Source organism: Paenibacillus sp. 1A_MP2 (genome assembly GCF_052244825.1).
GTDB lineage: Bacteria > Bacillota > Bacilli > Paenibacillales > Paenibacillaceae > Paenibacillus > Paenibacillus vandeheii.
Map to the genome: position 1 here is coordinate 4,175,132 of NZ_JBQQCS010000001.1, position 21,270 is coordinate 4,196,401.

Annotated in this window: 21 protein-coding genes, 1 pseudogene and 1 riboswitch; of the genes and pseudogenes, 4 read left to right on the forward strand and 18 right to left on the reverse strand. The window is 44.6% G+C overall.

What is annotated here, in order from left to right; genetic code table 11:
- Positions 1 to 59 precede the first annotated feature (59 nt).
- From ACTWJ7_RS20425 to ACTWJ7_RS20470, 10 genes are all read right to left on the reverse strand, one after another.
- Positions 60 to 803 carry a hypothetical protein gene (locus ACTWJ7_RS20425; RefSeq protein WP_301878746.1) on the reverse strand — a complete coding sequence of 248 codons (744 nt, stop codon included), beginning with the start codon at positions 801 to 803 and terminating at the stop codon, positions 60 to 62.
- Positions 804 to 951: 148 nt separating this feature from the next.
- Entirely contained in the window at positions 952 to 2,028 is a 1,077-nt protein-coding gene (locus tag ACTWJ7_RS20430; RefSeq protein WP_301878748.1) for a sensor histidine kinase, read from the reverse strand.
- Positions 2,025 to 2,699 carry a response regulator transcription factor gene (locus ACTWJ7_RS20435; protein WP_301878749.1) on the reverse strand — a complete coding sequence of 225 codons (675 nt, stop codon included), beginning with the start codon at positions 2,697 to 2,699 and terminating at the stop codon, positions 2,025 to 2,027. Before ACTWJ7_RS20435 ends, ACTWJ7_RS20430 begins: the two co-directional genes overlap by 4 nt.
- A 130-nt stretch (positions 2,700 to 2,829) precedes the next feature.
- Positions 2,830 to 3,645 carry an ABC transporter permease gene (locus ACTWJ7_RS20440; protein ID WP_301878750.1) on the reverse strand — a complete coding sequence of 272 codons (816 nt, stop codon included), beginning with the start codon at positions 3,643 to 3,645 and terminating at the stop codon, positions 2,830 to 2,832.
- Positions 3,642 to 4,613, reverse strand: a complete 972-nt coding sequence (locus tag ACTWJ7_RS20445) for an ATP-binding cassette domain-containing protein (RefSeq protein WP_301879536.1) — start codon at positions 4,611 to 4,613, stop codon at positions 3,642 to 3,644. The genes ACTWJ7_RS20440 and ACTWJ7_RS20445 overlap by 4 nt, the downstream gene beginning before the upstream one ends.
- Positions 4,614 to 4,831: 218 nt before the next feature.
- The gene (locus ACTWJ7_RS20450) at positions 4,832 to 6,232 is read right to left on the reverse strand and encodes a family 43 glycosylhydrolase (protein ID WP_301878751.1); all 1,401 of its coding nucleotides are present in this window, start codon (positions 6,230 to 6,232) and stop codon (positions 4,832 to 4,834) included.
- A gap of 62 nt (positions 6,233 to 6,294) precedes the next feature.
- Positions 6,295 to 8,049, reverse strand: a complete 1,755-nt coding sequence (locus tag ACTWJ7_RS20455; protein ID WP_301878752.1) for a glycoside hydrolase family 2 protein — start codon at positions 8,047 to 8,049, stop codon at positions 6,295 to 6,297.
- Positions 8,042 to 8,311 carry a hypothetical protein gene (locus tag ACTWJ7_RS20460; RefSeq protein WP_443145829.1) on the reverse strand — a complete coding sequence of 90 codons (270 nt, stop codon included), beginning with the start codon at positions 8,309 to 8,311 and terminating at the stop codon, positions 8,042 to 8,044. Before ACTWJ7_RS20460 ends, ACTWJ7_RS20455 begins: the two co-directional genes overlap by 8 nt.
- Before the next feature lie 474 nt (positions 8,312 to 8,785).
- Positions 8,786 to 9,559, reverse strand: coding sequence for a family 43 glycosylhydrolase (locus tag ACTWJ7_RS20465; protein WP_079344397.1), 774 nt, complete (start codon positions 9,557 to 9,559; stop codon positions 8,786 to 8,788).
- A complete protein-coding gene (locus tag ACTWJ7_RS20470) occupies positions 9,549 to 10,508 on the reverse strand; it encodes an ArsR/SmtB family transcription factor (protein WP_301878754.1) in 960 nt (319 codons plus the stop codon). Before ACTWJ7_RS20470 ends, ACTWJ7_RS20465 begins: the two co-directional genes overlap by 11 nt.
- A gap of 194 nt (positions 10,509 to 10,702) precedes the next feature.
- On the opposite strand from ACTWJ7_RS20470, the gene ACTWJ7_RS20475 reads away from it, so the two are divergent.
- Positions 10,703 to 10,975, forward strand: a complete 273-nt coding sequence (locus ACTWJ7_RS20475) for a hypothetical protein (protein ID WP_301878755.1) — start codon at positions 10,703 to 10,705, stop codon at positions 10,973 to 10,975.
- Between the two features lie 272 nt (positions 10,976 to 11,247).
- On the opposite strand, the pseudogene ACTWJ7_RS20480 reads toward ACTWJ7_RS20475, so the two are convergent.
- Positions 11,248 to 12,479 (reverse strand): annotated as a pseudogene (locus tag ACTWJ7_RS20480) (cytochrome P450).
- Positions 12,480 to 12,802: 323 nt separating this feature from the next.
- Between ACTWJ7_RS20480 and ACTWJ7_RS20485 the strand changes: the two are divergent.
- On the forward strand, positions 12,803 to 13,462 hold the full coding sequence (locus tag ACTWJ7_RS20485; RefSeq protein ID WP_024634364.1) for a hypothetical protein: 660 nt from the start codon (positions 12,803 to 12,805) through the stop codon (positions 13,460 to 13,462).
- Positions 13,463 to 13,529: 67 nt separating this feature from the next.
- Here ACTWJ7_RS20485 and ACTWJ7_RS20490 read toward each other — a convergent pair whose 3' ends face one another.
- Positions 13,530 to 14,135: a TetR/AcrR family transcriptional regulator gene (locus tag ACTWJ7_RS20490; protein WP_024634363.1), complete on the reverse strand. Its 606-nt coding sequence runs from the start codon at positions 14,133 to 14,135 to the stop codon at positions 13,530 to 13,532.
- Between the two features lie 283 nt (positions 14,136 to 14,418).
- On the opposite strand from ACTWJ7_RS20490, the gene ACTWJ7_RS20495 reads away from it, so the two are divergent.
- A complete protein-coding gene (locus ACTWJ7_RS20495) occupies positions 14,419 to 15,858 on the forward strand; it encodes a DHA2 family efflux MFS transporter permease subunit (RefSeq protein WP_094938594.1) in 1,440 nt (479 codons plus the stop codon).
- Positions 15,859 to 16,018: 160 nt separating this feature from the next.
- Here ACTWJ7_RS20495 and ACTWJ7_RS20500 read toward each other — a convergent pair whose 3' ends face one another.
- The 5 genes from ACTWJ7_RS20500 to ACTWJ7_RS20520 form a co-directional block, all read right to left on the reverse strand.
- Positions 16,019 to 16,918: a TetR/AcrR family transcriptional regulator gene (locus ACTWJ7_RS20500; RefSeq protein WP_301878759.1), complete on the reverse strand. Its 900-nt coding sequence runs from the start codon at positions 16,916 to 16,918 to the stop codon at positions 16,019 to 16,021.
- A gap of 49 nt (positions 16,919 to 16,967) precedes the next feature.
- A complete protein-coding gene (locus ACTWJ7_RS20505; protein WP_301878760.1) occupies positions 16,968 to 17,501 on the reverse strand; it encodes a GNAT family N-acetyltransferase in 534 nt (177 codons plus the stop codon).
- A 42-nt stretch (positions 17,502 to 17,543) separates the two neighbouring features.
- A complete protein-coding gene (tenA, locus tag ACTWJ7_RS20510) occupies positions 17,544 to 18,215 on the reverse strand; it encodes a thiaminase II (RefSeq protein ID WP_301878761.1) in 672 nt (223 codons plus the stop codon).
- A 121-nt stretch (positions 18,216 to 18,336) separates the two neighbouring features.
- A riboswitch (TPP riboswitch) is annotated at positions 18,337 to 18,435 on the reverse strand.
- A gap of 46 nt (positions 18,436 to 18,481) precedes the next feature.
- Positions 18,482 to 18,700 carry a hypothetical protein gene (locus ACTWJ7_RS20515; protein WP_301878762.1) on the reverse strand — a complete coding sequence of 73 codons (219 nt, stop codon included), beginning with the start codon at positions 18,698 to 18,700 and terminating at the stop codon, positions 18,482 to 18,484.
- Positions 18,701 to 18,708: 8 nt separating this feature from the next.
- On the reverse strand, positions 18,709 to 19,839 hold the full coding sequence (locus ACTWJ7_RS20520; protein ID WP_301878764.1) for an NAD(P)/FAD-dependent oxidoreductase: 1,131 nt from the start codon (positions 19,837 to 19,839) through the stop codon (positions 18,709 to 18,711).
- Positions 19,840 to 20,080: 241 nt separating this feature from the next.
- Here ACTWJ7_RS20520 and ACTWJ7_RS20525 point away from each other — a divergent pair, with 241 nt between their 5' ends.
- Complete coding sequence (locus ACTWJ7_RS20525; RefSeq protein WP_079344389.1) at positions 20,081 to 20,323, forward strand: hypothetical protein; 243 nt, start codon at positions 20,081 to 20,083, stop codon at positions 20,321 to 20,323.
- A gap of 297 nt (positions 20,324 to 20,620) precedes the next feature.
- Here ACTWJ7_RS20525 and ACTWJ7_RS20530 read toward each other — a convergent pair whose 3' ends face one another.
- The gene (locus tag ACTWJ7_RS20530) at positions 20,621 to 21,190 is read right to left on the reverse strand and encodes a TetR/AcrR family transcriptional regulator (protein ID WP_301878765.1); all 570 of its coding nucleotides are present in this window, start codon (positions 21,188 to 21,190) and stop codon (positions 20,621 to 20,623) included.
- Positions 21,191 to 21,270 lie beyond the last annotated feature (80 nt).

Here is a 21,270-nt window from a genome sequence, read left to right on the forward strand (position 1 = left end):
GTAGTCGTAATCATTATACTATTATTGAATTTGTAAAAAGCAAGAAGCACGTAAGAAATTTAATTACGCCATCCCCTCAGAATGTTCTGCATCCCCGCCTTGTTATGAAGAAACTGTGTCACACGAGAGCCGTTGGCACCAGATGGATGAGGGAATCCCCATAAAATTTTCCCATTGTCTATCCGATGTTCATCAAGCAATTGATGAAGTACAGCCTCCACCGACTTTCCTAATGGAATAATAAGAGGATGCTTTAACTGTTCCAATTCAGGCAGAAATGACTCAAGTACAGATTGATACAAAAATTCATTTTTAGTAATGGAAGGCTGGTGTCCATTGTAATTTTGCTTATTCACGAAGACCGGATATCGAATCAGGGAAGTTGTATGTAACAATGTACAGTCTGCTCCAAAAAGCCTTTGCACATGGGGCACTGTTAAGTAGTCATGCAGCCCTATCTCCTGGAGCATTTGAATCAAGTTGGTACGCATGGAGCCGGCCATTCTTGCCGCTATTTTGGCTTCTTTACAGGCTTGTTCGTATGAATGATGTTCCTTCAGAGCTTGGATGGCCGTTCTATAAGCAATCTCCATCTGTTGCCACCCTGGTGTGATGCCTACAAGCATGACTTTTGCGGAAGGATTGATATATTCATTATGCGGAGAATAGAATATCTCAATCTCTCCCGAAGAGCTTAATTTCAGATCATTAATCAGCAGTTGTGCTTTTGTATACTTTGGCTGTATCGGGAATGAATTCATTAGGGTAATCAGATGCTTTTGGTGAGTGGAAGATATCAGCACAATGCTCACTCCTTACGGCCTTATGGGTTTGGCTTCCCTGTAAATTATCACTTGTATCTTTTATTTTGTACAAAAAAAGCCGAATTCATTGAAATAAAAAGGGTAATTGACAGACAACGTCCATCGATTACCCTTTATGGCATTCTTTTTAGGCTGAATGGGCCGGAAGTTGTACTGTGAATGTTGCACCTTCTCCCGGCTCACTAAACACAGAGATGGTGCCATCATGCATCTCCACAATCTTATGCACGATGGACAGACCCAGCCCACTGCCTCCCATGGAACGTGTACGGGATTGATCCACCTTGTAGAATCGTTCGAATATGCGAAGCTGATCCTGTTTGGTGATACCGGGACCACTGTCCGTAATGCGAACACTCACCTTGTCTTCACTCTGCGTAAGGAAAATATCAATCTTTCCACCTTCTGGTGTGAACTTGATTGCATTATGAATCAGGTTGATCCATAACTGAATCATCAAGTCCTCGTCAGCAAAAATTTCAACTTCTTCCAGCTCTACGTTCATATCAATTTTTTTGTCATCCCATTGGGGTTCGCAAGCCAGAACAAGAGTCACCAGCTGCCGATCCAATCGGTAAGATGTTTTATGAGATGCATGCTCGGTTGAATCCAGAACGGCGAGTTTCATCAAATTATCACTGAGTCTGGACAAACGGACACATTCGGTCTCAATGATCGTCAGATACTTTTCCCGTTTCTCCTGATCCATATCTTTATTTTTCAACGCTCTGGCGAACCCGCTGATTGACGTGAGCGGTGATCCGATCTCATGTGATACGTTCGAGATGAACTCCTGACGTAGATCTTCCATCACTTTGAGGTTCGCTGCCATATCGTTAATACTATCTACCAGCTCGGCTAACGGATGATTATGTCCTGGCCTTCCGTTTCTTTTCACATAAGCCGAATCCAGATTTACACGAAAATCGCCACGGGAAATACTTCTTAACGCCTGAATCATCTCGTGTAGGAAGTCATATTCCCTACCTTTGACCAGCGGGCCGATAATGACAATGAATAATCCAAAAAAAATAAATCCGAGCATGGCATTGATGAGTAAACTAATCAAATCATGCGGATTCCACGAAATATAGGCATACGCACTCTTGGTAATGTAGAATGCCGCTGTCCAGCAGGCAAACAGGGCCAGAGATACCAGAATGAAATTTCTGGCAACATGAAGAAATCCGGGCCCCTGCTTCATTGCCTTACCTCCAGACGATAGCCCAAACCTCGCATGGTACGAATGACGAAAGCATGCTCTTCCTCCGGAAACCGTTCACGAAGACGCTTGATATGCACATCAATCGTTCTCTCGTCCCCTTCATAATCATAACCCCAGATCTTTTCGATTAACTGATCCCGGGTAAAGGTCTTGCCAGGATAGCTCGCAAGAGTAAACAACAGTTCAAATTCCTTGCGTGGCAACACAATATCCTGATCCCCCTGCCTGCACTCATACGTATCACGCCGCAGAACAAGTTCTCCAAGGGGTATCACTTGTGAAGTCATAATACGATATCGTTTCAACAAGGCCTTCACCCGTGCGACCAGTACCAGCGGGTCAAAAGGCTTCACTAAATAATCATCCGTCCCAAGTGTAAATCCTTTAATGATCTGCGAAGTTTCCCCTTTTGCCGTTAACATCAGGAGCGGCAAATCCGTCTGCTCTCTCAACTGACGGCACAGCTCCCATCCATCCATACCCGGCATCATAATATCGAGAACGACCAGGTCGACCTTATGGTCAGCGAGTAATCGCAGTGCATCCAGTCCGTCAACAGCCTCGATTACATGCAAACCTTCCTGCTGCAAAAAATGTCCTACCAGCTCTCGGATATGCGGGTCGTCATCAACGACCAATATGCTTGTCAATGTGACCACCTCCATTTTTTCAACCTTGCCTTATACTTCACATTCTGTCAAGAAGGAGACCTTATGCCCTGCGGGCATACGTCTCTTTCCTGACATCCAACACGTTTCAGCAAAATTTCATGACTTTCAATTATGTTCTACGCATATATGCCCGTACGGTCAATGGTGCAAAAATGGCGACAATGACCGCAGCTCCGGCAAGGCTAGTCACCAGATCGGTTCCCATTGTCCCTTGATTCGCCAACTCCCGTACAGCTGAGACCAGATGTGATATCGGATTGACATTGACAACCCACTGAAGCCAATTCGGCATCGTATCTACCGGAACGAAAGCGTTCGAAGCAAAGGTGAGCGGAAACAGCACGAGCATAGAAATCCCCTGTACACTGGAAGCTGTACGAGCAATAACACCGAGAAAAGCAAATATCCAACTGATTGCCCAAGCGCATATAATAACCAGCAATCCTGCCAAAGCGACATGGCCTAGTCCACCTGCAGGGCTATATCCCAATAAATAGCCAATCGTAAAGGTAAGGAACGTTGCAATGGTATATCGAATCGTGTCTGCCAGCAATGCTCCAGCCAGTGGCGCAATACGAGCTATAGGCAGCGATTTGAACCGGTCGAATACCCCTTTATCCATATCCTCACGCAATTGCACCCCCGTAACAACGGAGCTTGTAATTACCGTCTGGACCAGTATACCCGGAATAATAACCAACAAATAAGCTTGAATATTTCCCGAGATCGCACCGCCAAAAATGTACGTAAACATCAAGGTGAAAATGATCGGCTGTAGTGTAACATCAAATAACTGCTCTGGTGTACGCCGAACCTTCAAAATCCCACGATAAGCCATCGTTAAGGAATTCCGGACGGTTTGCCCAAAGCTTGTGTATTTTCTCAGCTTCCGACTTGGGTTTTGTTTCGCTATTGAACTGTTCATGCTCGCAACTCCTTTACTGCATTTGATTTTTGAGATTCTTGAGATGTTTGAGACGCATGGCCACTCGCATCTTGGCCTGTAATGGTCAGAAACACTTCATCAAGTGTAGGTTTCTGGACACTCATCTCTGCCAGATCAATGCCTGCGGAACGGAAGGCGATCAGTAGATCTGCTGCAATATTCGCATTCGCCATAGGTGCAGTAATCTTCCCTGCTTCCGCCGATACACTGGATTCTGTCCGAAGGATCTGCTCCACAATCTGCCGAGCGTGTTCAATCCGTGTCGGTTCCTGGATGCGCAGCTGAAGTGATGCAGTACCAACTGAAGCCTTCAAATCATCCACCGTGCCCTCTGCCACAACATGACCCTGATCGATTACGGCAACACGATCGGCAAGTTGATCTGCTTCATCAAGGTATTGTGTCGTCAGAAGCACTGTTGAACCTGTTTTGACCAACTGCCGGATCGTATTCCACATCTGTGCACGTGTCCGTGGATCGAGTCCAGTCGTCGGTTCATCCAGAAAAATCAGCGGCGGCTGAGCAATAAGGCTTGCTGCCAGATCCAGACGGCGGCGCATCCCTCCCGAGAACCCTTTGATCGGACGTTTCGCCGCTTCCGTCAAGCCGAATTCTTCGAGAAGCTCAGCTGTTTTGCGTTTGGATTCTGCGCGGCCAAGGCCCAGAAGCCGTGAAAATATCATCAAGTTTTCATTGGCACTAAGTGACTCGTCAACGGATGCATATTGTCCTGTGAGTCCAATCAGCTGGCGTACGATATGTGACTCCTTCACCACATCATGGCCAAATATTTTGGCCGATCCTCCATCTGGCCGGAGCAGCGTGCCCAGCATTCGAATCGTTGTTGTTTTCCCTGCTCCATTTGGACCCAGTACGCCGTAGATTGTACCCGCCTTTACATTCAAATTCACACCATCCACTGCATGTTTATCTCCAAACGTTTTCATGAGTCCTTGTGCTTCGATCGCCCATTCTCCAAGGTCATTGCCTGTTGCTCTTTGCTCTGTATTGTTCAATTGTGGTTCCTCCCATATCGTTTATAGGGGAAGAATAACGTACTTTTATGAACTGAATATGAATGGAATGAAGTTTCAATTTTACAACATTAAAACCCCGCCAAGGTCCATATGGGACACTGGCAGGGTTGGGATCGGATTTTAATTTTCTAATTTGCAGGTTTGATATCAAAAAAGTCCAGTTCTCCATATCCTTCACCTTTGGAGAAGCGAATTTTGTTCACACCAGCCTTCAGCTGAATTCTCGCAGTAGACAGTCCCCAGTTCTCCCATCCCTTGTTCGTGATGTAGAAAGGGCTGGCCATGCCTTCATTTACACTCAGCAGCAGGTTGGACCAGTTGCCACCTGCGGTGCCATTCGCCGTCCTCGCCAGGAGAACATACTGGCCAGCAGTCGCTGCATTGACGTTAAATTCCACATAGCTGTCCGCAGTATCAATATGTCCAGCTTTCATGCCTCCTGAACCGGAAGGACTTTGGGAAGCGTAAGCGATCCCGCCATAAGTTCCCTCTTCTCCTTCATATCGAACGACCGGCTTTTCTCCCGAAGGCAAGGCAATAGGAACATTGGGATTCACAGGTGCACCCAAATTCGGGGTATTGTCGGCATTCCAGGTGAACTTCTGTATGCGGATTTCTCGATTCCATCCGGAATTATTGAATTTTGCTGTGTGGTACATGATCCAGTCCTCGGTCCCGTCAGGAGACTTGGTAAAGGAATGATGACCCGGGCCGTAAAGGCCGTTACCGGATTGGAAGATAGGCTGACTGCGCTTGCTCCAGGATGCCGGATTCAGCAAATTGCTTGAGGTGTTGGCAGTAATAAGCCCCAGACAATAATCATTGGTCCAGCTGCCACTTGCCGAGTACACAAGAAAGATGACACCCTTTCGAACGATTACCTGCGGTCCTTCATTTACATTCGGAGAATGATTGGTTTCCCAGGTGTAGGTTGGTCGAGCAATCTCCACACGATTCGAATCGATGGTCCAGGGATTGCTCATATGGGCAATATACAGATTCTGCCGTACATTCGTATCTCCTTCCCATCCCGACCAGAGGAAGTAGAGCTGTCCGTTCACCTGTAATACCGTCCCGTCGATGGCCCATTTGTTGGTTGGGTCCGTAATCTGTCCTTTGTATTGCCAGGTTCCCTGTGTGGGATCAGCTGATGTATTCTCCATAACATACATGCGGTGATTGACGTTATCTCCATCATCCTTGGCATAATAGATATACCATGCACCGTTGATGTAATGAAGCTCAGGGGCCCAGATGCCGCAGCAGCCGGTATTTACAACCGTGGTTGGAGCCGCATCAACGGTTGTTAATTGTGCTGACTTCCAGATGGTAACGTCTCCGCCTGTCGTTTTGGTGAAATAGTAGAATCCGTCTGTGTGCTTGTAAACCCATGGATCAGCTCCATCCTGCATCACCACATTATAGAAGTTATTCTGAACGGTAGCTGCATGTGTCGTCTGTCCCATTGGAAAAATAAGAAATGCACATAAGGCCAGCAACAATTTGCTCCTGTAATTCATGATTTTCATCTACAGTCACGCTCCCTCTCCTATCGGATTATGAATCAAGCACGTAACTAACTCTTCAACGTTCAATCCTCGATAGCAGCCTTGCGGGAATTGATTCGACGAATGATTTCCGGGTCGAATTTGGGACGTCGGTCATAGGTGTACAGTCCATTCACTTCCTGTTCCACATCATACAGCTGGGTATAGCAAAACCCGAACATCTTTGGATGGTCCAGCAGGACATTGGTTAATCCCTCGTAGCGCGCAATGAAAGCCTCTTCGGATTGGGGTCTATCTCCATATCCCCAAGCATTCTCATCTTGCTGATCCGGGTTCCACCAGATACCACCGTACTCGCTGATAAAATAAGGCTGCCCTTCATACGTCTGCCGCTCCGGAAACGTATTGAACACTTCCCCGCCGCTTTTCATCGGTTCATATCTGTCACGGAACGTTTCCGGATTCTGATCATAGTCATGCAAATCGAAGATATCTGTCACCACATGAAAGTTACCGCTGGTATCAATGACAGGACGTGTCGGGTCCATTCGTTTAGTCATCTCATAGACAATACGGAGTACGTCGTTATCCTGACGCGTCCCACCACGATCCCATGTTTCGTTGAACGGACACCAACCGATAAGCGATGGATGATTGAAGTCACGTTCCATACCTTCCATCCATTCCGGCAGGAACCGGGCTAAACTTTCGGTCGTTGTAATATCCAGTCCCCAGTTGGCATGTTCTCCCCATACCAGGTAGCCTAGCTGGTCGGCCCAATACAGGAAACGCGGCTCAAACATCTTTTCGTGCAATCTCGCCCCATTAAAGCCAAGCTCCATAGAGATTTCGATATCCTTGCGCAGGTCCTCGTCGCTGGGTGCCGTATAGATGCCTTCCGGGTAAAATCCCTGATCCAGCACGAGCCGCTGAAAAATGGATTTCTCATTGATACGAAACGCCATACCATCCAGCCTTACCGTCCGTAGTCCAAAATACGAAGCAACCGTATCGCTGGTCTGATCCTGACCATTCAGCTTCAGTTCCAGATCATACAGTTTGGCATGCCCCGGCTCCCATAAATGGATCTCGGATAATGGAACGGTAAGCTTCACCGAAGGACCATGAACAACCGCCGTTGTCGACCCAACATCCTTTCCTTCAAAGCGGGCATTTGCAGTCAGTTCACCTCCAGCAGCGTTACCGCATATATTCGCTTCCAGGTGCACGCATGAATTATCCGGATCAGCGACGACTTTCATGTCGGATAGATACACCTCTGGCACCTGCTCCAGCCACACGGTCTGCCAGATCCCCGTAGTCCGGGTGTAATCACAGCCATGTGAATGGAATTGTTCGCTCTGTTTGCCTCGCGGCTGGCGCCCAGAACGCACATCATCTTCCGCATACACCGTGACTACATTTGTACCCGATGAGACATGGGATGTGATGTCAAAATGGAAGGGTGAGTAGCCACCCCGATGCTTACCAACGGCTTTTCCGTTGACCCAGATCTCCGCTTCATAATCAACAGCGCCAAAATGAAGCAAAATGCGTCCGTTCATCCAGTTATCTGGAATAGAGAATTCCCGTTTATACCATACCGCCGCCATAAAATCGGTATATGCCACACCGGACAGCTTGCTTTCTGGGCAGAATGGGACGGTGATCGTTCCAGCGAGATGATGCCCGGACTGCTCATAGCCGCGTTCTTTTCCGCTTTTTCCATGATCCATTTCAAACTGCCAGGTTCCGTTAAGATTGGTCCAATTGCTCCGCACCCACTGAGGGCGAGGGTATTCCGGGCGGGGTGTCTGTAACATCTTCTCTTTATTCATGTAAAATCACTCCTATTAGTCTTTGATTGAACCGAAGTATACTCATTTTACAAAAAATCAGTGAGATCCATATAAGCGCCGTCATTCTATCCGGCCTCAAGCCCCCAGGGTAACGTTCGGGATTGATAATGATATCGGGAAGCTCGCCGGATGAGATCATCAGAGTAAAGGCATCCGCCTCCTGTCCAACGGACGGTGTAATAAAGTTCACTTTAATACCGGTCAATTGCTCCACTTGCTTTTGCACGGCTTGATTGTTCATGTCCGGAATGCTGGGATTGGCTGACATGCAAACGTTCAGCGTGGCATCTGTTTTATAGGGATAGGCTGAATAATCGTTGGGAATGATCCGAACATATCCATCCCCCCGCTACGAATTTGAAATCCTCCCCAGAACGTTTTTGATCTGAATAGTAATGTTCTGTATTCGAATCAAAGTATAGTTACACAATAATTAGATGTCAACGTTTTCAATTTAATTTATTGTAACAAATTGCATTTGCCATTCCTGATTGTTTTTCTACAAGAAACATAAGAAAACGAAATGAGTAACTGTAAAATAGCTGAAATACCGCTGATTTAATACAATTCACATGAATTCAATGACAGTAGAAGTATTGCTTTATTCCATGAATGACCGCACGCGTTTCCATCAAATTATTTACTTGTTTTGTTTTTAATTACAAAATATTTGTAACTATAGGCACACTTATACACAATTCTCGAGCCTTAGGTTTCACTCTCCCGATGGAAGTTGAAGCGCATGATCATCGCTGAAAGGCACACCAAAATCAGGTGAACCATCGCCGTTCCATTCAAATTTTTGAATGCGCGTTGCCCGTAAACCCGTATCTGCACCCGGTGCAGGAAGAGCATGATATACAATCCAGTCCTCCAGACCATCCGGTGACGTTGTAAAACTGTTGTGCCCTGTGGCATATACATTATTTTCAATACTTTTTCGAAAAACAGGCTGCAAGGATTTGGTCCATCCCGTTATAGAGTAAGGGTCAGACATCCGCATAATATAGATCGCTGACCCATAGTCCGGAAAATGACCATAACCTGCGTACAAAAAATAGAGCACGCTCCCCCTCTTCAACACGGTGCCATCCAGACCGGGGACAGGAGTTTCCAGTGCCCCCTTCCATACCCAGTCACCTTCCATAGGATTTAAACTTTCATTCTCCAGTACGCAAATTCGCCGTGAATCGTCCCCTCCACCATCATTAGCCGTATAATATATGTACCATTTTTCATTCAAAAAATGGATTTCCGGTGCCCACACACAACCGTGATGAAGCCCTGGCGGAATCATAATGAGGTCACCCGCACCCACTTTGACATTCTGCTCAGGCGAACTGTAATACCCTTCTCCATCCAGTATAAGTGTGAGTTCGTCATAAGCATGTGAATGGGACTTGAATAAGCCCTCGCCCTGCTCCAGATGAAACAAGTGAGGTTTGAAACGCTCGATACTCACGATAGATGAGGTACCGTTATTTGGCATATCTCGCATCCTTATCGCCCGCATTCATCGTATACTTTACCTGCATCTTAATATTCTGTTCATGATCTCCGAATTCATTGCCGAACAGATTCATACCGCCCTGATGTCTTGCATCCGGATGGATTCCAATTCGTAATCTTAACTTGTGTTTATCCTCGAGATGAAGATCGGACAGGGACACATCCGAAACTTTCTCTTTGTCCAGCATGGTCTTGTTGTCGTCCACACGCCATTTTTTGAGAATGCCGTACTGTGTGGAACCATCAGACCACCATGCCGGATTCAGTTTGCCACGGCGGTCACCCAAATCTCCGGGACTTGTCCACATCCCGATCTCAGTGCCATTGACCCAAACAGAAATATCCGAAGGCCACTCATTATTATAGGTTGCTACTTCAGAACAGATTTCCATGGACAATTCCAAAGCTTCAATCGTTGCACCTTGCGGAATATCCATCGGAAGCAAATATTCCAGATACCCTTTTGCCAGCCAGATGATCTGAGCATCAATATGCTTGGGATGATAAAAGCTTGCCGGGTCGTCTTCCTTCAGAATCATTTCCTCCGTGCTCGCCATACCACATGTTGGCGCAACCTCACAATCGCTGTAATGCCCTATCGGCATATGAACTTCATAGACATTCGTATCCCGTTGGAGAAAGGAACTCACCCTGTCCAGGGCAATATGAATATCATCATAATTGCGGCTGCAAACCTTCATGGCCCCGCGCGAAGCTGGAAGCATTTCTGTATGTATTAAATGGGCGGCCTCCAGCACTTTAATATGGTTGGCTACCGTCGACACTGGCAGGTTCAACGCCTCGGCGATTTCGATAATGTTTAGCTTGTTTGCATTCAAAAGCTGGAGAATGTCAATCCGGGAACGAGTTGACAAGGCGTGAGTGACACTTACTAGTTTTTCCGGGTCGTTAAAGCTAAGTTCCAGCACGATTCTGCTCTCCTTTGGAAAAGTTAAATTAAAAATAATTTTACTGAATAACAGGAATAAACGCAATGATACCATGTGTAATCCTGGTACCTCAGCTCTCATTTGAGAACATTTTCCACGTAATTTTTCCTGTAACTAAGGCAATGAATAGAGTAATCTGTATTTCTGCATTTTTAGTGAAAGGAAGGTTATACGTGATAAATGAAATCAATAGCTGGATCAGGCATATTGCTTCTAACTATATCTTGATTATTGCGGCAGCTGTTATTTTTTTTGCGATCAAGGCTGTAATTGGATTCTATACCTACAAGCATTACAATAAAAAGTTAGACCATCTGCACCACAAAGTCGATTTGCTCATGAAGGAGCAGCAGCATTTTGCCCGGTCGTTTTCCCCTCCTGACGAAAATAAGCACATGACGCAGAAAGAAGACCACGTCGAGTCATCGGCACCTCCCCTAATGTAATTTTCTCATATCTATTTGTATGGTAACCCGTGAAATCCTTCCCCTACTCTGTCACATAAATAGCTGTTTTGTCATATGTACTATCATATCTAGCTTAAGCATATATTCAGCCAACATTGCTGCAGCTCCTACTTGCGCGAATTTATCCCCTTGACTCTCTGCCACGGTTGAATCAAAGCCAATGGCTTAAACGATATAAAAGCCGCAGATCGGATGCTGTTAGGCATCCAATCTCGGCTTTTTGTATGACAAGTATGATATTCGCCTTTCTCCTAGTGCCCAATCTTCACGGGCAAGTAGGTCAGGGACTGACCTGGAGCCGAGACGGTAAGATGGTTTTCCAATTCAAATGATTCAACCGATTCGATAAAGGGCACCCTTTCTACAAATGCGGTCAAAGCAATACTCAATTCCATTCTCGCCAGTGGAGCACCCAGACAGAAATGTGGACCATTTCCAAAGGTAAGATGTTTTTTGTTATTAGGACGGTGAATATTCAATTCGAACGGATTCTCAAATACGTTCTCATCCATATTCGCCGCACTCATCCATGAGATGACAACATCCCCTTTTTTCAGTTGCACACCCAACAGATCATTATCCTTCTTAACCGTCCGATGCCGCTTGGCATTATGAAATCGATAACGAAGCATCTCTTCCACTGCAAGTGGGACAAGCTCAGGGTTCTCTCTTAATTGAACATACAGGTTGGGGTCATCATAGAGAAAAGAATAAAATGTACTGGATACCATGTGACTGGTTGTTTCAATACCGGCTCCGAGCAAAAGCATTGTGGTCCGAACAACCTCATCATCGGAAAATTTCTCGCCGTCCACATCCACCTTCAGCAGATCCGTAATGATATCGTCACCAGGCTGAGTCCGTTTCTGAACGACAATAGGGTACAGGAACTGGTAATACTCCTGCGCTGCGACCTGCTTTTTCAGTTCCATTTCCTCTGCATTTTCGTTATTTGCAGGTTGAAACAGAATGTCTACCCAGCTTTTGAAGCGATGGCTGTCTGTTAGCGGGATACCCAATAAATCAGCCATAACCATTGACGGCAAAGGTGCTGCGAGAGCTTGTACGATGTCGATCGTTGTATCGAGCTCGATGTCCTCGACCAGTTGAGTTGCAATGTTCCGAATCCGCGGCTCCCAGTTTTCAGGCTGCGCGGTGTAAATGCAGCAGAGAGCAGCGAACGGCTTTTTTGATGGCGCGGGGGATCAATGCTCGAAATATTCATTTTGTCCGGGGGTGTACCTTCCTTGTTTTTGGCACCAACGGATATGGTTGTTCTTGAGCCTTCGGATGAGAAATATTCATGATTGCTTAGTACCTGCTTAACATCGTCATACCTGAACACATTCCAGGTGTCCGTATCCTCATGATAGTAGACAGGTTTCTCCGATAACATTTTCCGAAACCAGTGAATTGGGAAAAACTCCTCCGATCTTGACTGGAAATTGCTTATATCGTGAACACGAATCACTTCTTTGTACATCCAAACACCGCCTCTCGAACTATTTTTCTTTGTCGGCACATGAATTGACAGTTCAGCGCACAACCAATTTTATACCAACCGTATATTATTTGAAATGAAACTTTTGAACTAAATTCAAAATATGTATAATTTAAGGTGTATTTTTATACTACTCGTACATTTAATGTTGAAAATTAAGAAGAAATTTGGTTTACTGCTATGTAGTTCCATATCACTAGGAATGAACATGTCTAAACCGAATACGTGGACCATATGGTTTACTATGGTATGCTTGAACACGAGGTTCATTTTTTTTGCACATGGGTTCGTTCGGGAGGGATACAGTGAATTGGATACGTCCATTGAATAGAGGAGAATCTGTCTTTAAAGTTAAAAATAATCGCATTGTCTACTTTGCAAAATTATCTATTCCACTTAATGCCCTTATCGCAGTTGGAAAAATATTTTTGGGGATCTACTCCCTCTCTTTCTTTTTATGCATTAACGCCTTCTATAATATCGGCATTGCTGTTGCCAAGTATTTCGCAGCAAAAGCACATGAGGACTCGAATCTTGATGATTCCAGCCCGGAGGAAATCCTAAAAAAACAATACGCTGCATACCGATTTATAGGCAATATTGTACTCGCTTCAAGTGTGGTGTACATCATTTATTGCAGTAAGTTATTATTTGTTGCAAGCAGCAGAACACATTATCCTCACTATGTTGCCTTCATTATAGCTGCCGTTACTTTTACCGAAATTGCGGTATCTCTTGGGGGCGCGATTATGGCGAGACGGAATAATGAGCCAGTCATTGAAGCTATCAAGCTGACAAATTTCTCCTCATCCTTGATCTCCCTTTCCTTGACACAAACTGCGATTATGTCATTCACATACAAAGGAGATCCCACCTTTTACAATGGACTGTCAGGTATCATTTTTGGTGCTCTTGCAGCACTCATTGGGCTGTATATGATATTACGAACTCCGGCAGATGAATAGCCATCTTATAATCCGTTGAAAAGACATCCGCGTATAGTTGATCCTGACTATTGTTGGATGTTTTTGGTTATATCAAATCATTGTAAGAATAAGCCCGAATTAAAGAAAACTGTTTGGCAAGAAAATGTGGGGCATAGGGCATGTCATTGCGAAGCCAGGATACAATGGTTCCTATCAGGGCTGAGGAACTGTACCAGATGGCGATCTCCTTATGAATACCCGCTTGTGCAAGAGAGCTTCCTATCTCCAAACTTTCAATCTTGGCCGATACGAGTCTCGTTAACAATTTCAAAAGCCTTTCCGTAAAAATGGGTGTGCGTCTGGAGGCAAGAACAACACGATAGAATTTGGAATGGTCAGCAAAGTGTTCAAGCAATTTAACAAGTACAGGCCAACCATCGTCTTTGGCAGCATCCTCTAACGGAGGAGCATACTCGTCCACGATCCGTTCAATGTGCTCGATCATCTCGTCCGCCATTTTCTCCATCATGTCTGTGATGTCCCGATAATGCAGATAGAAGGTCACACGGTTGATCGTCGCTCGTTCTGCAATCCGATTGACCGACAATTTTTCGATGTCCATTTCCTGCAAAAGATCTACAAAAGCATCACGAATCAACTGCCTCGTACGAAGTATACGAGGGTCTGTAGCAGACTTCTTTTCGTTTTTCATCGCAAAATCCCCTCCTCAAATTTTAAAAATTACAATTTTAAATGATCAGTCGTTTATTTACGAATTAGACTACATATTTTATTTTTCCGTAAAATAAGCAACGAAAATACCCAAAATCGTAAATTGTATTCTTCGGGAATATGTATATAATTCAATAGATACAATGTAAACTATACAACACGTTGTAAATTTAGTCACGTGTGGATTGAAAGGATGGAATGGATTGAGCCAGGCTAGATTAAAAGAAAGAGATGACGTAAAAAAGGGCCCCATACTGTTTGTTATGATTTTGGGTGCATTTCTTGCCACATTGAACCAAACCGTAATGAGTGTGGCAACTCCGGAGCTGATGGGTGATTTTAATATCTCAGCAGCAACAGCCCAATGGTTTACAACAGGTTACATGCTGGTGAATGGTGTACTTATTCCCATCACGGCCTATTTCATGCAACGCTTCTCGACACGGCAATTATTTCAAGCTTCGATGTTTATTTTCCTCATCGGTACGATTATATCTGCCCTTGCGAGCAATTTCGGTACACTGTTGACAGGCCGTATGGTTCAAGCAGCCGGTGCTGGTATTATCATGCCATTGTTAATGCATGTCATTCTAACCTTGTTCACTCCTGAGAAAAGAGGCGCCGCAATGGGCATGGTCGGTTTTGCCATCATTTTCGCTCCGGCGATTGGGCCGACCCTTGCTGGTTATATTCTTGAAAATTACACATGGCAAACGATGTTTTACGGAATGATTCCACTAACCGTTATCGTTATTGGTTTTGCGTTTGTATACCTCAAGAATGTATCGGAACGAGTCAATACCAAATTCGACACACTCAGTGTATTGCTGTCCACGATTGGATTTGGTGCATTACTGTATGGCTTCAGCCGGGCGGGAAGTCTGGGATGGTCAAGTGCAGAAGTCATCATATGCCTTGCAGCAGGAGTTGTTTCTCTTGGACTATTCACATGGAGACAACTTGCATCTGCAAATCCCCTGCTCGATCTGCGGGCCTTCAAGTATAATATGTTCTCTCTGACCACGATCATTAATATCGCGATCACGATGATCATGTATGCTGATATGATGCTGCTTCCGTTATACCTCCAAAATGCACGGGGTTACACTGCATTGGAGTCCGGATTATTGCTGCTTCCAGGAGCGCTTGTCATGGGCTTCCTGATGCCGATTACGGGTAGATTGTTTGACCGTTTTGGCGCAAAATGGCTGGCGATTATCGGGATGGTTATCACAATCGTAACCACTATCGGGTTCATTGATTTGACCGATTCTACCAGCTACACCTACCTGGTATTAATGTCAACAGGTCGCCGAATTGGTATGGCCTTGCTCATGATGCCAATTCAAACGGCAGGTTTGAATCAGCTGCCACCACGACTTGGACCACACGGTACAGCGATATCCAATACCGTTAGACAAGTGGCTGGCGCAGTTGGTACTTCATTACTCGTGAGTGTAATGACCAGTCGTACAATGACACATGCGCAAGATATGGTTGCAACGGGTGCAGCCAACGGATTAACGAAGCAGCAGTTGGGAATGGAGTCCATGATTCAGGGAATTAATGATGCTTACGTTGTCATTATCGGCATTGCTGTTCTCGGATTGTTACTTTCCTTCTTCATTAAACGTACCAAACAGGCAACAGAGGACGATTCCAAACAGCCTGTAAGACAAAAAGTCTCCATGAATACAAATTAAAAATAGCATTTACATGAATTGCATCTTGTATAGTGCTTGGTATCTTATACAAAAAAGCGGCAGTCCGGACCCTATGCTTTACGTCCAATCTGCCGCTTTTTGTGTATTGAATTATGAATAATAGTCTTCTCACATAAGTAAGCTCAACTTCGTTATCGTTTCATTTCGTGCTCCCCATCGGGACACTCCTGATTTGTTCGAGATATGATCTGCAATTCTTGACAATCCTGCCTGCCTCGCCTTGAAGAGAACCCGATTCAAATTCCGTCTGAAATGCCTGTAGAGTTACTTCCAACATGGAAATATTGATCTCTTTCTGTTCGACTAAGCAAAGCAGCCCTTTTGTCAGTTCTTTCGCTTTAATAGACACTTCCGATTGGAGAATGGCATAACTGAATTTCTGAAGACCTGCAATCAGGCTGTTTTTATCCAGCGCAATGTCTTTGGAATCAGGAGCAATCATCGAAAGACTAGGAAAATCGATAATATGCTCCTGTCTTTCCAGCATGGAACGCAGTAAAATTTCAATATAATTCAGCACTTTTGGCACAAGATGACTCCAATCCGGTTGGTCGAGATGGAAATTTCTCCACGTATTTGAGATTTGATGTACCATGCCAAAACAAAAAATAGCTCCTTCAAAAGCAAAGGGTTTTAATTCTTCGCCAAATACCTGTACCAGTCTTTCCGATAACCAATTTAACTGCATGCGAGTCAGATTTGCCACATCACATTTCCCAGAATAAAAGCCTGTCCAGAATAGCTCCACAACACGCTGTTTTTCAGGCAAAATCATCGGCATCATAATCTGATCCACCAGTAAATCAAAATCGGAAGCATAGCTTTGACTCTCCAAATTTTTGCGAATCATCATGTCTTCCTGTACACGTTGCTCCAGAATAGCAAGAATACAATCATCTTTCGAACTAAAGAATTTATAAAATGTTCCTTTGGACACACCCGACTCATCTAGGATCATTTGTATGGAGGTGCTGGTCACTCCATGTTTCTCAAAGAGCACAAGAGCAGAGTCCAATAACATTTGTTTCCGTTTATTCATAAGTTCCCCTGGATGATTTCGGTGGTTCACGTCACGATATCTTGATCATCTAGCGTAAATCCACTGCAAACATCAGATGCTCCTTCCATATCCCCCTGATTTTAATATTCTGGCGATCCATCTCCTGGAAGCCCGCCTTAAGCAGCACTCGGATCGATCCGGCATTGTTGGGCAGCGCACCTGCCTCCACGCGTTTTATTCCCGCATCATTCACGGCAAAATTCAGTGCTAATCCAAGGGCTTCACTCATGTAGCCCTTGCCATTGTGCGCCTGGTCGAGCACATAACCTACGATCCATTTTTGGGCGGAATCCAGTTCAAGCTCGAACAGAGAGATCTCCCCAATGAGCTCATTTGCCGTGTTCAGGAAGATTCCGAAAGAATAACGCTTCCCTTCTTCCCTGGCCTTGTTCCAACCTTCAAGCAGGGTGACCTGACCCTCCAGCGTATAGAATGTCTCCGATCGTTCACTTGCCGAAATCTCTTCAAAAACAGCCCGATTGCGGAGCTGTACATCCAGCACTGATGCCGCGTCCTCCATGTTCAAAAATCGTAAATAGATGCGTTCTCCACGATTGTTCATCTGTATGTTCATCCTTGTCTCTGGTTGTAGTCTATTTCATCATTAGAAGTACGAGAGTTTCCGTTTATACGCCATATCCCAGAACAGATATTCAAATTCAACGCTTCTTCTGAATATGTCCTCAATGGCTTCCAGTTCCTGCTCGGTTTTATGTTCACATAATGCATCCAGTGTATCATAGAACCATTCGAATGAGTCGCGGAATTCATCACTTGCATAATTTTCGATCCAAGTCTGATAGAAATTACCCTCTAATGAATCCCGATATTGTTCTTTTAATCTTGTGGCATAGTCGTAATACGTCCACGCACAAGGGAAAATGACGGCGATGATTTCGGCAACCCCGCCTGTTTGAGCAACACTCATCATATTTGACGTATATGCCTTGTTGAAAAGAGATGGTTTGACAGTATGATGTTCATCCAGCGTTATCCCAAATTCATTCATGTAATTCCGATGCAAATCCATTTCTTCGTACAGAATAGCGTGTTGAATAACCGTAAAATTCGTCATCAGTTTTTCATCCGCAGCCTTCACTGCACCCATCGCAAAAATCTTCGCATATTCAATCAGATATGTATAGTCCTGGAGTAGATAAAACTTAAACGCTTCCTGATCCAGTGTGCCTTTCCCCATCTCGTGTAAAAAAGGATGATTGTATCCATCTTCCCATACGGTTATGGACTTGTCTTTTAACGTTCTTGAAAATGACATGATCAGTTCTCCTTTGTCCAAATCATATTGTCCCATCTGCAATCCCGCTATTGCTTCCTGTTATGAAATATACACACCAAAAAGCCCTTGTCCTAATTTCGGCAAGGGCAAAAAATAACATGAGTACATGTCATTTGCTCCCTACGTCAGTATTAACTAACAGGTTCAAAGGGTCAGGTTTTAACCTTCTCAACTGCGAACAGTCCCCCTGCAAATTGCTCAGGCTTATTACAACATGTGTATCTCCAAATGTCAAACTATTCCTATTAATCTTCGAGTTTGCCTAATTCCTCTTGCAAGCTCTTCAGACGGGTGCGAATGGTTTCAATCCTATTCTGCACTTCACTTAACTGGTTCAAATCCCTTTCGTATGCCTGTTGCTCTTCCTTGGCTTTTGCCAATTCATCCTCTGCAACGCCAATCTGGTGCTCCAGATATATGATATCTGAAGAGCTGCCGTGAGTTAAACGCTGTGAATATGTCATGGTTCACCTCATTTCTGGTCTTCCATTGCTTTTCCTATATTATATGGCTGAATATCGATATCCAAATCCATACCCAGAGCCAATTTGGCCAGTTGACTTCCTATAAAGGGCCCCATCGTCAGACCTGATGCTCCAAGCCCGTTGGCTGTGATCAAGCCATCCCAACCAGGAACAGCACCCATTACCGGAAGAAAACCCGGTGTGAACGGACGGAAGCCTACTCTCACTTCCTGAAACGTGCTATCAGCTAAACCAGGAGCCAGTTCCAATCCTTTATTCAATATTTCCTGCATTCCGCCTGCGGTTACTCTTGTATCATAGCCTTCAATATCATTTTCGTGAGTCGCCCCAATCACAATCTTCTGTTGATCAAAGGCTAACAAATATTGATCCGAAGGAGGCATGACCACAGGCCATTTCTCAGTATCTTCTCGATCGTGAACCTGCAAATGCATAATTTGCGCCTTCTGATAATGAACCTTAAAATCAATGCCCAAGGGCTTGAATAGTTCATTGGCCCAAGCGCCGGCACACACAATAACCTCGTCAGCCGATATGACTTTCCCGTCAACAACTACTCCAGTTACCCGATTCGACTCATGTTGAAGTGTCGCGTCCCCATCAATCAGGACCGCTCCATTTCGCTGTGCCGATCGGATCAAGGCATCGCGCAGCGCACGGCCATCGATACGCGCAGCACCGCTGATGTATACGGATTGAAAAGTTTCCTCTAGTAGAGGAAAACGCTGATGGGTTTCTTTTGCATCCAACAGGGTAATATCACCAATCTCCGGTGCATCTTCTTTACGAAGATGTGCCCGTTCCTGCATCTTGTTGAGTTTCTCCACATCGGTATGAATACTAAGCGCACCCACTTGAGCGTAACCCGTTTCCGTTTCCCCTTCACTCTTAAGTTCTTCAATCAACCCGGGATAGAAACGTGCACCTGCCTTGGCAAGCTGATACCAATCCTGATTGCGGCGTTGGGATAACCAGGGACAGATAATCCCGGCAGCGGCATCCGTAGCCTGCCCTCGATCTTTCCGATCTATAATAAGGACCTCTGCACCCCATTTTGCTAATTGATAGGCTGTTGATGCCCCAAGAATTCCTGATCCTATGACGATGACTTTCTTCATGATTGCATTCCTTTCCTAAATCAATGTATCCATTATAGCCTATACTGTTCGACATGATAATGGCAAGGCATCGGCATGGTGATACATATTCCTAAAAGGTTTTCGGTAAAAGCTCATCGGATTGAAAACATTATTTAAATTACTGTTATTTATGTAATATAATTCAAATCAAGTTTCTTTTAACGCAGTATCCGCGCCATTTACGCACACGACCTTTAACGAAATGAGGAATAACACAACGATGCCGAAACGTAGTATGGGGAATTCGCTGGATACCGATATGCCACTTATGATTACAGGCCAAAACCAGCTGACCGTAGATGAATTGATCCATTGGAGCGACCATTCACGGGATTACGGTCCGAAGCAGCGAATCGGTGAACAGATTCAGAATGTTATAGTCCTGGTTGACTGGCACAATAATGGTGTAAAGCATGGAATCCCTCCTGTTGGATATGATGGAATGCGTGCAAAAGCGGCTTGAAACGGTATTGGGTTCAGTGCAGATTATCAACCTCCTTGTCGCAAATTCACTGTCTTAATTTGGTAATGATTTGAATCTACTAGAAATTTATATCATTTTTTTGTAAGTTTAAAATCTTAAATTATGAACACTGTTAATTTTTGAATATGTATCCCTAAGATCCATTTAATGCTTTAGAGCATTTTCGTTAGCTATCCACGCAAAAAAACACGCCCAGAGCCACTCCGTATCCATTGACACGGTTGACTACCAGACGTGCTTCAAATATAACAATACATCATTCCATATATTTAGCGGCTACGATCTGGCCTTGAAGCCATGATAGAACGTATCCACAACCAGAGAAGCTGCCGATTTACGAGCAATATCACCACTTACTACCTGCTGCCAAGTCAGAAACAAGATAGAATACAGCACATCTACAATCCAGTTTTTATTGACATCCGGACGAAAATAATTCTTTTGCTGCAACAAGCTGACCGCATGCAGTATCGGCTCTCTTAGCTTCGAATCTGCTCCTTCGATCTCAGGGTTGTAGTGAATAGCTGCATCATGGGTAAGGAAAAATATTTTATCTCCTAACGGAATGAGCACTTCAATCAGTTCCGGAATATACGTTTCACAGTTTTCCTCATCCAGATGAATGTTTTGCATGGCCTCACTTACAACCTCAATCGCACGCAAGCCCAGATAAACCATTAATTGTTCGCGACTCTCCACATAACGATGCAGGGTCGCAATGCCGATTTTTGCAGACTCTGCGATGTCATTCATGGATGCATTGGGCTTTTCAATTAGCAGTTTGGTTGCTTCGTCCAGAATGGAGTTAAGTCTCGTTTGCTTCATCGATGTCAGTTCTTTTTTCAACGGGTTTACACCTCTTGGGGAGTTTATTCTATATATTGATTCAATAATCCATCATTTGAGTGGGATATGACTATAAAATT

What these genes read in the sequence shown, in the direction of transcription:
- tenA (WP_301878761.1), bottom strand. Translation starts at nt 18,215, where the DNA reads ATGTCATTTTCAAGAACGTTAAAAGACAAGTCCATAACCGTATGGGAA.
- ACTWJ7_RS20520 (WP_301878764.1), bottom strand. Translation starts at nt 19,839, where the DNA reads ATGAAGAAAGTCATCGTCATAGGATCAGGAATTCTTGGGGCATCAACA.
- ACTWJ7_RS20440 (WP_301878750.1), bottom strand. Translation starts at nt 3,645, where the DNA reads ATGAACAGTTCAATAGCGAAACAAAACCCAAGTCGGAAGCTGAGAAAA.
- ACTWJ7_RS20495 (WP_094938594.1), top strand. Translation starts at nt 14,419, where the DNA reads ATGATTTTGGGTGCATTTCTTGCCACATTGAACCAAACCGTAATGAGT.
- ACTWJ7_RS20455 (WP_301878752.1), bottom strand. Translation starts at nt 8,049, where the DNA reads ATGAATAAAGAGAAGATGTTACAGACACCCCGCCCGGAATACCCTCGC.
- ACTWJ7_RS20450 (WP_301878751.1), bottom strand. Translation starts at nt 6,232, where the DNA reads ATGAAAATCATGAATTACAGGAGCAAATTGTTGCTGGCCTTATGTGCA.
- ACTWJ7_RS20430 (WP_301878748.1), bottom strand. Translation starts at nt 2,028, where the DNA reads ATGAAGCAGGGGCCCGGATTTCTTCATGTTGCCAGAAATTTCATTCTG.
- ACTWJ7_RS20500 (WP_301878759.1), bottom strand. Translation starts at nt 16,918, where the DNA reads ATGAATAAACGGAAACAAATGTTATTGGACTCTGCTCTTGTGCTCTTT.
- ACTWJ7_RS20445 (WP_301879536.1), bottom strand. Translation starts at nt 4,613, where the DNA reads ATGAAAACGTTTGGAGATAAACATGCAGTGGATGGTGTGAATTTGAAT.
- ACTWJ7_RS20490 (WP_024634363.1), bottom strand. Translation starts at nt 14,135, where the DNA reads ATGAAAAACGAAAAGAAGTCTGCTACAGACCCTCGTATACTTCGTACG.
- ACTWJ7_RS20465 (WP_079344397.1), bottom strand. Translation starts at nt 9,559, where the DNA reads ATGCCAAATAACGGTACCTCATCTATCGTGAGTATCGAGCGTTTCAAA.
- ACTWJ7_RS20515 (WP_301878762.1), bottom strand. Translation starts at nt 18,700, where the DNA reads ATGACATATTCACAGCGTTTAACTCACGGCAGCTCTTCAGATATCATA.
- ACTWJ7_RS20525 (WP_079344389.1), top strand. Translation starts at nt 20,081, where the DNA reads ATGCCGAAACGTAGTATGGGGAATTCGCTGGATACCGATATGCCACTT.
- ACTWJ7_RS20505 (WP_301878760.1), bottom strand. Translation starts at nt 17,501, where the DNA reads ATGAACAATCGTGGAGAACGCATCTATTTACGATTTTTGAACATGGAG.
- ACTWJ7_RS20460 (WP_443145829.1), bottom strand. Translation starts at nt 8,311, where the DNA reads ATGAACAATCAAGCCGTGCAAAAGCAAGTGGAGCAATTGACCGGTATT.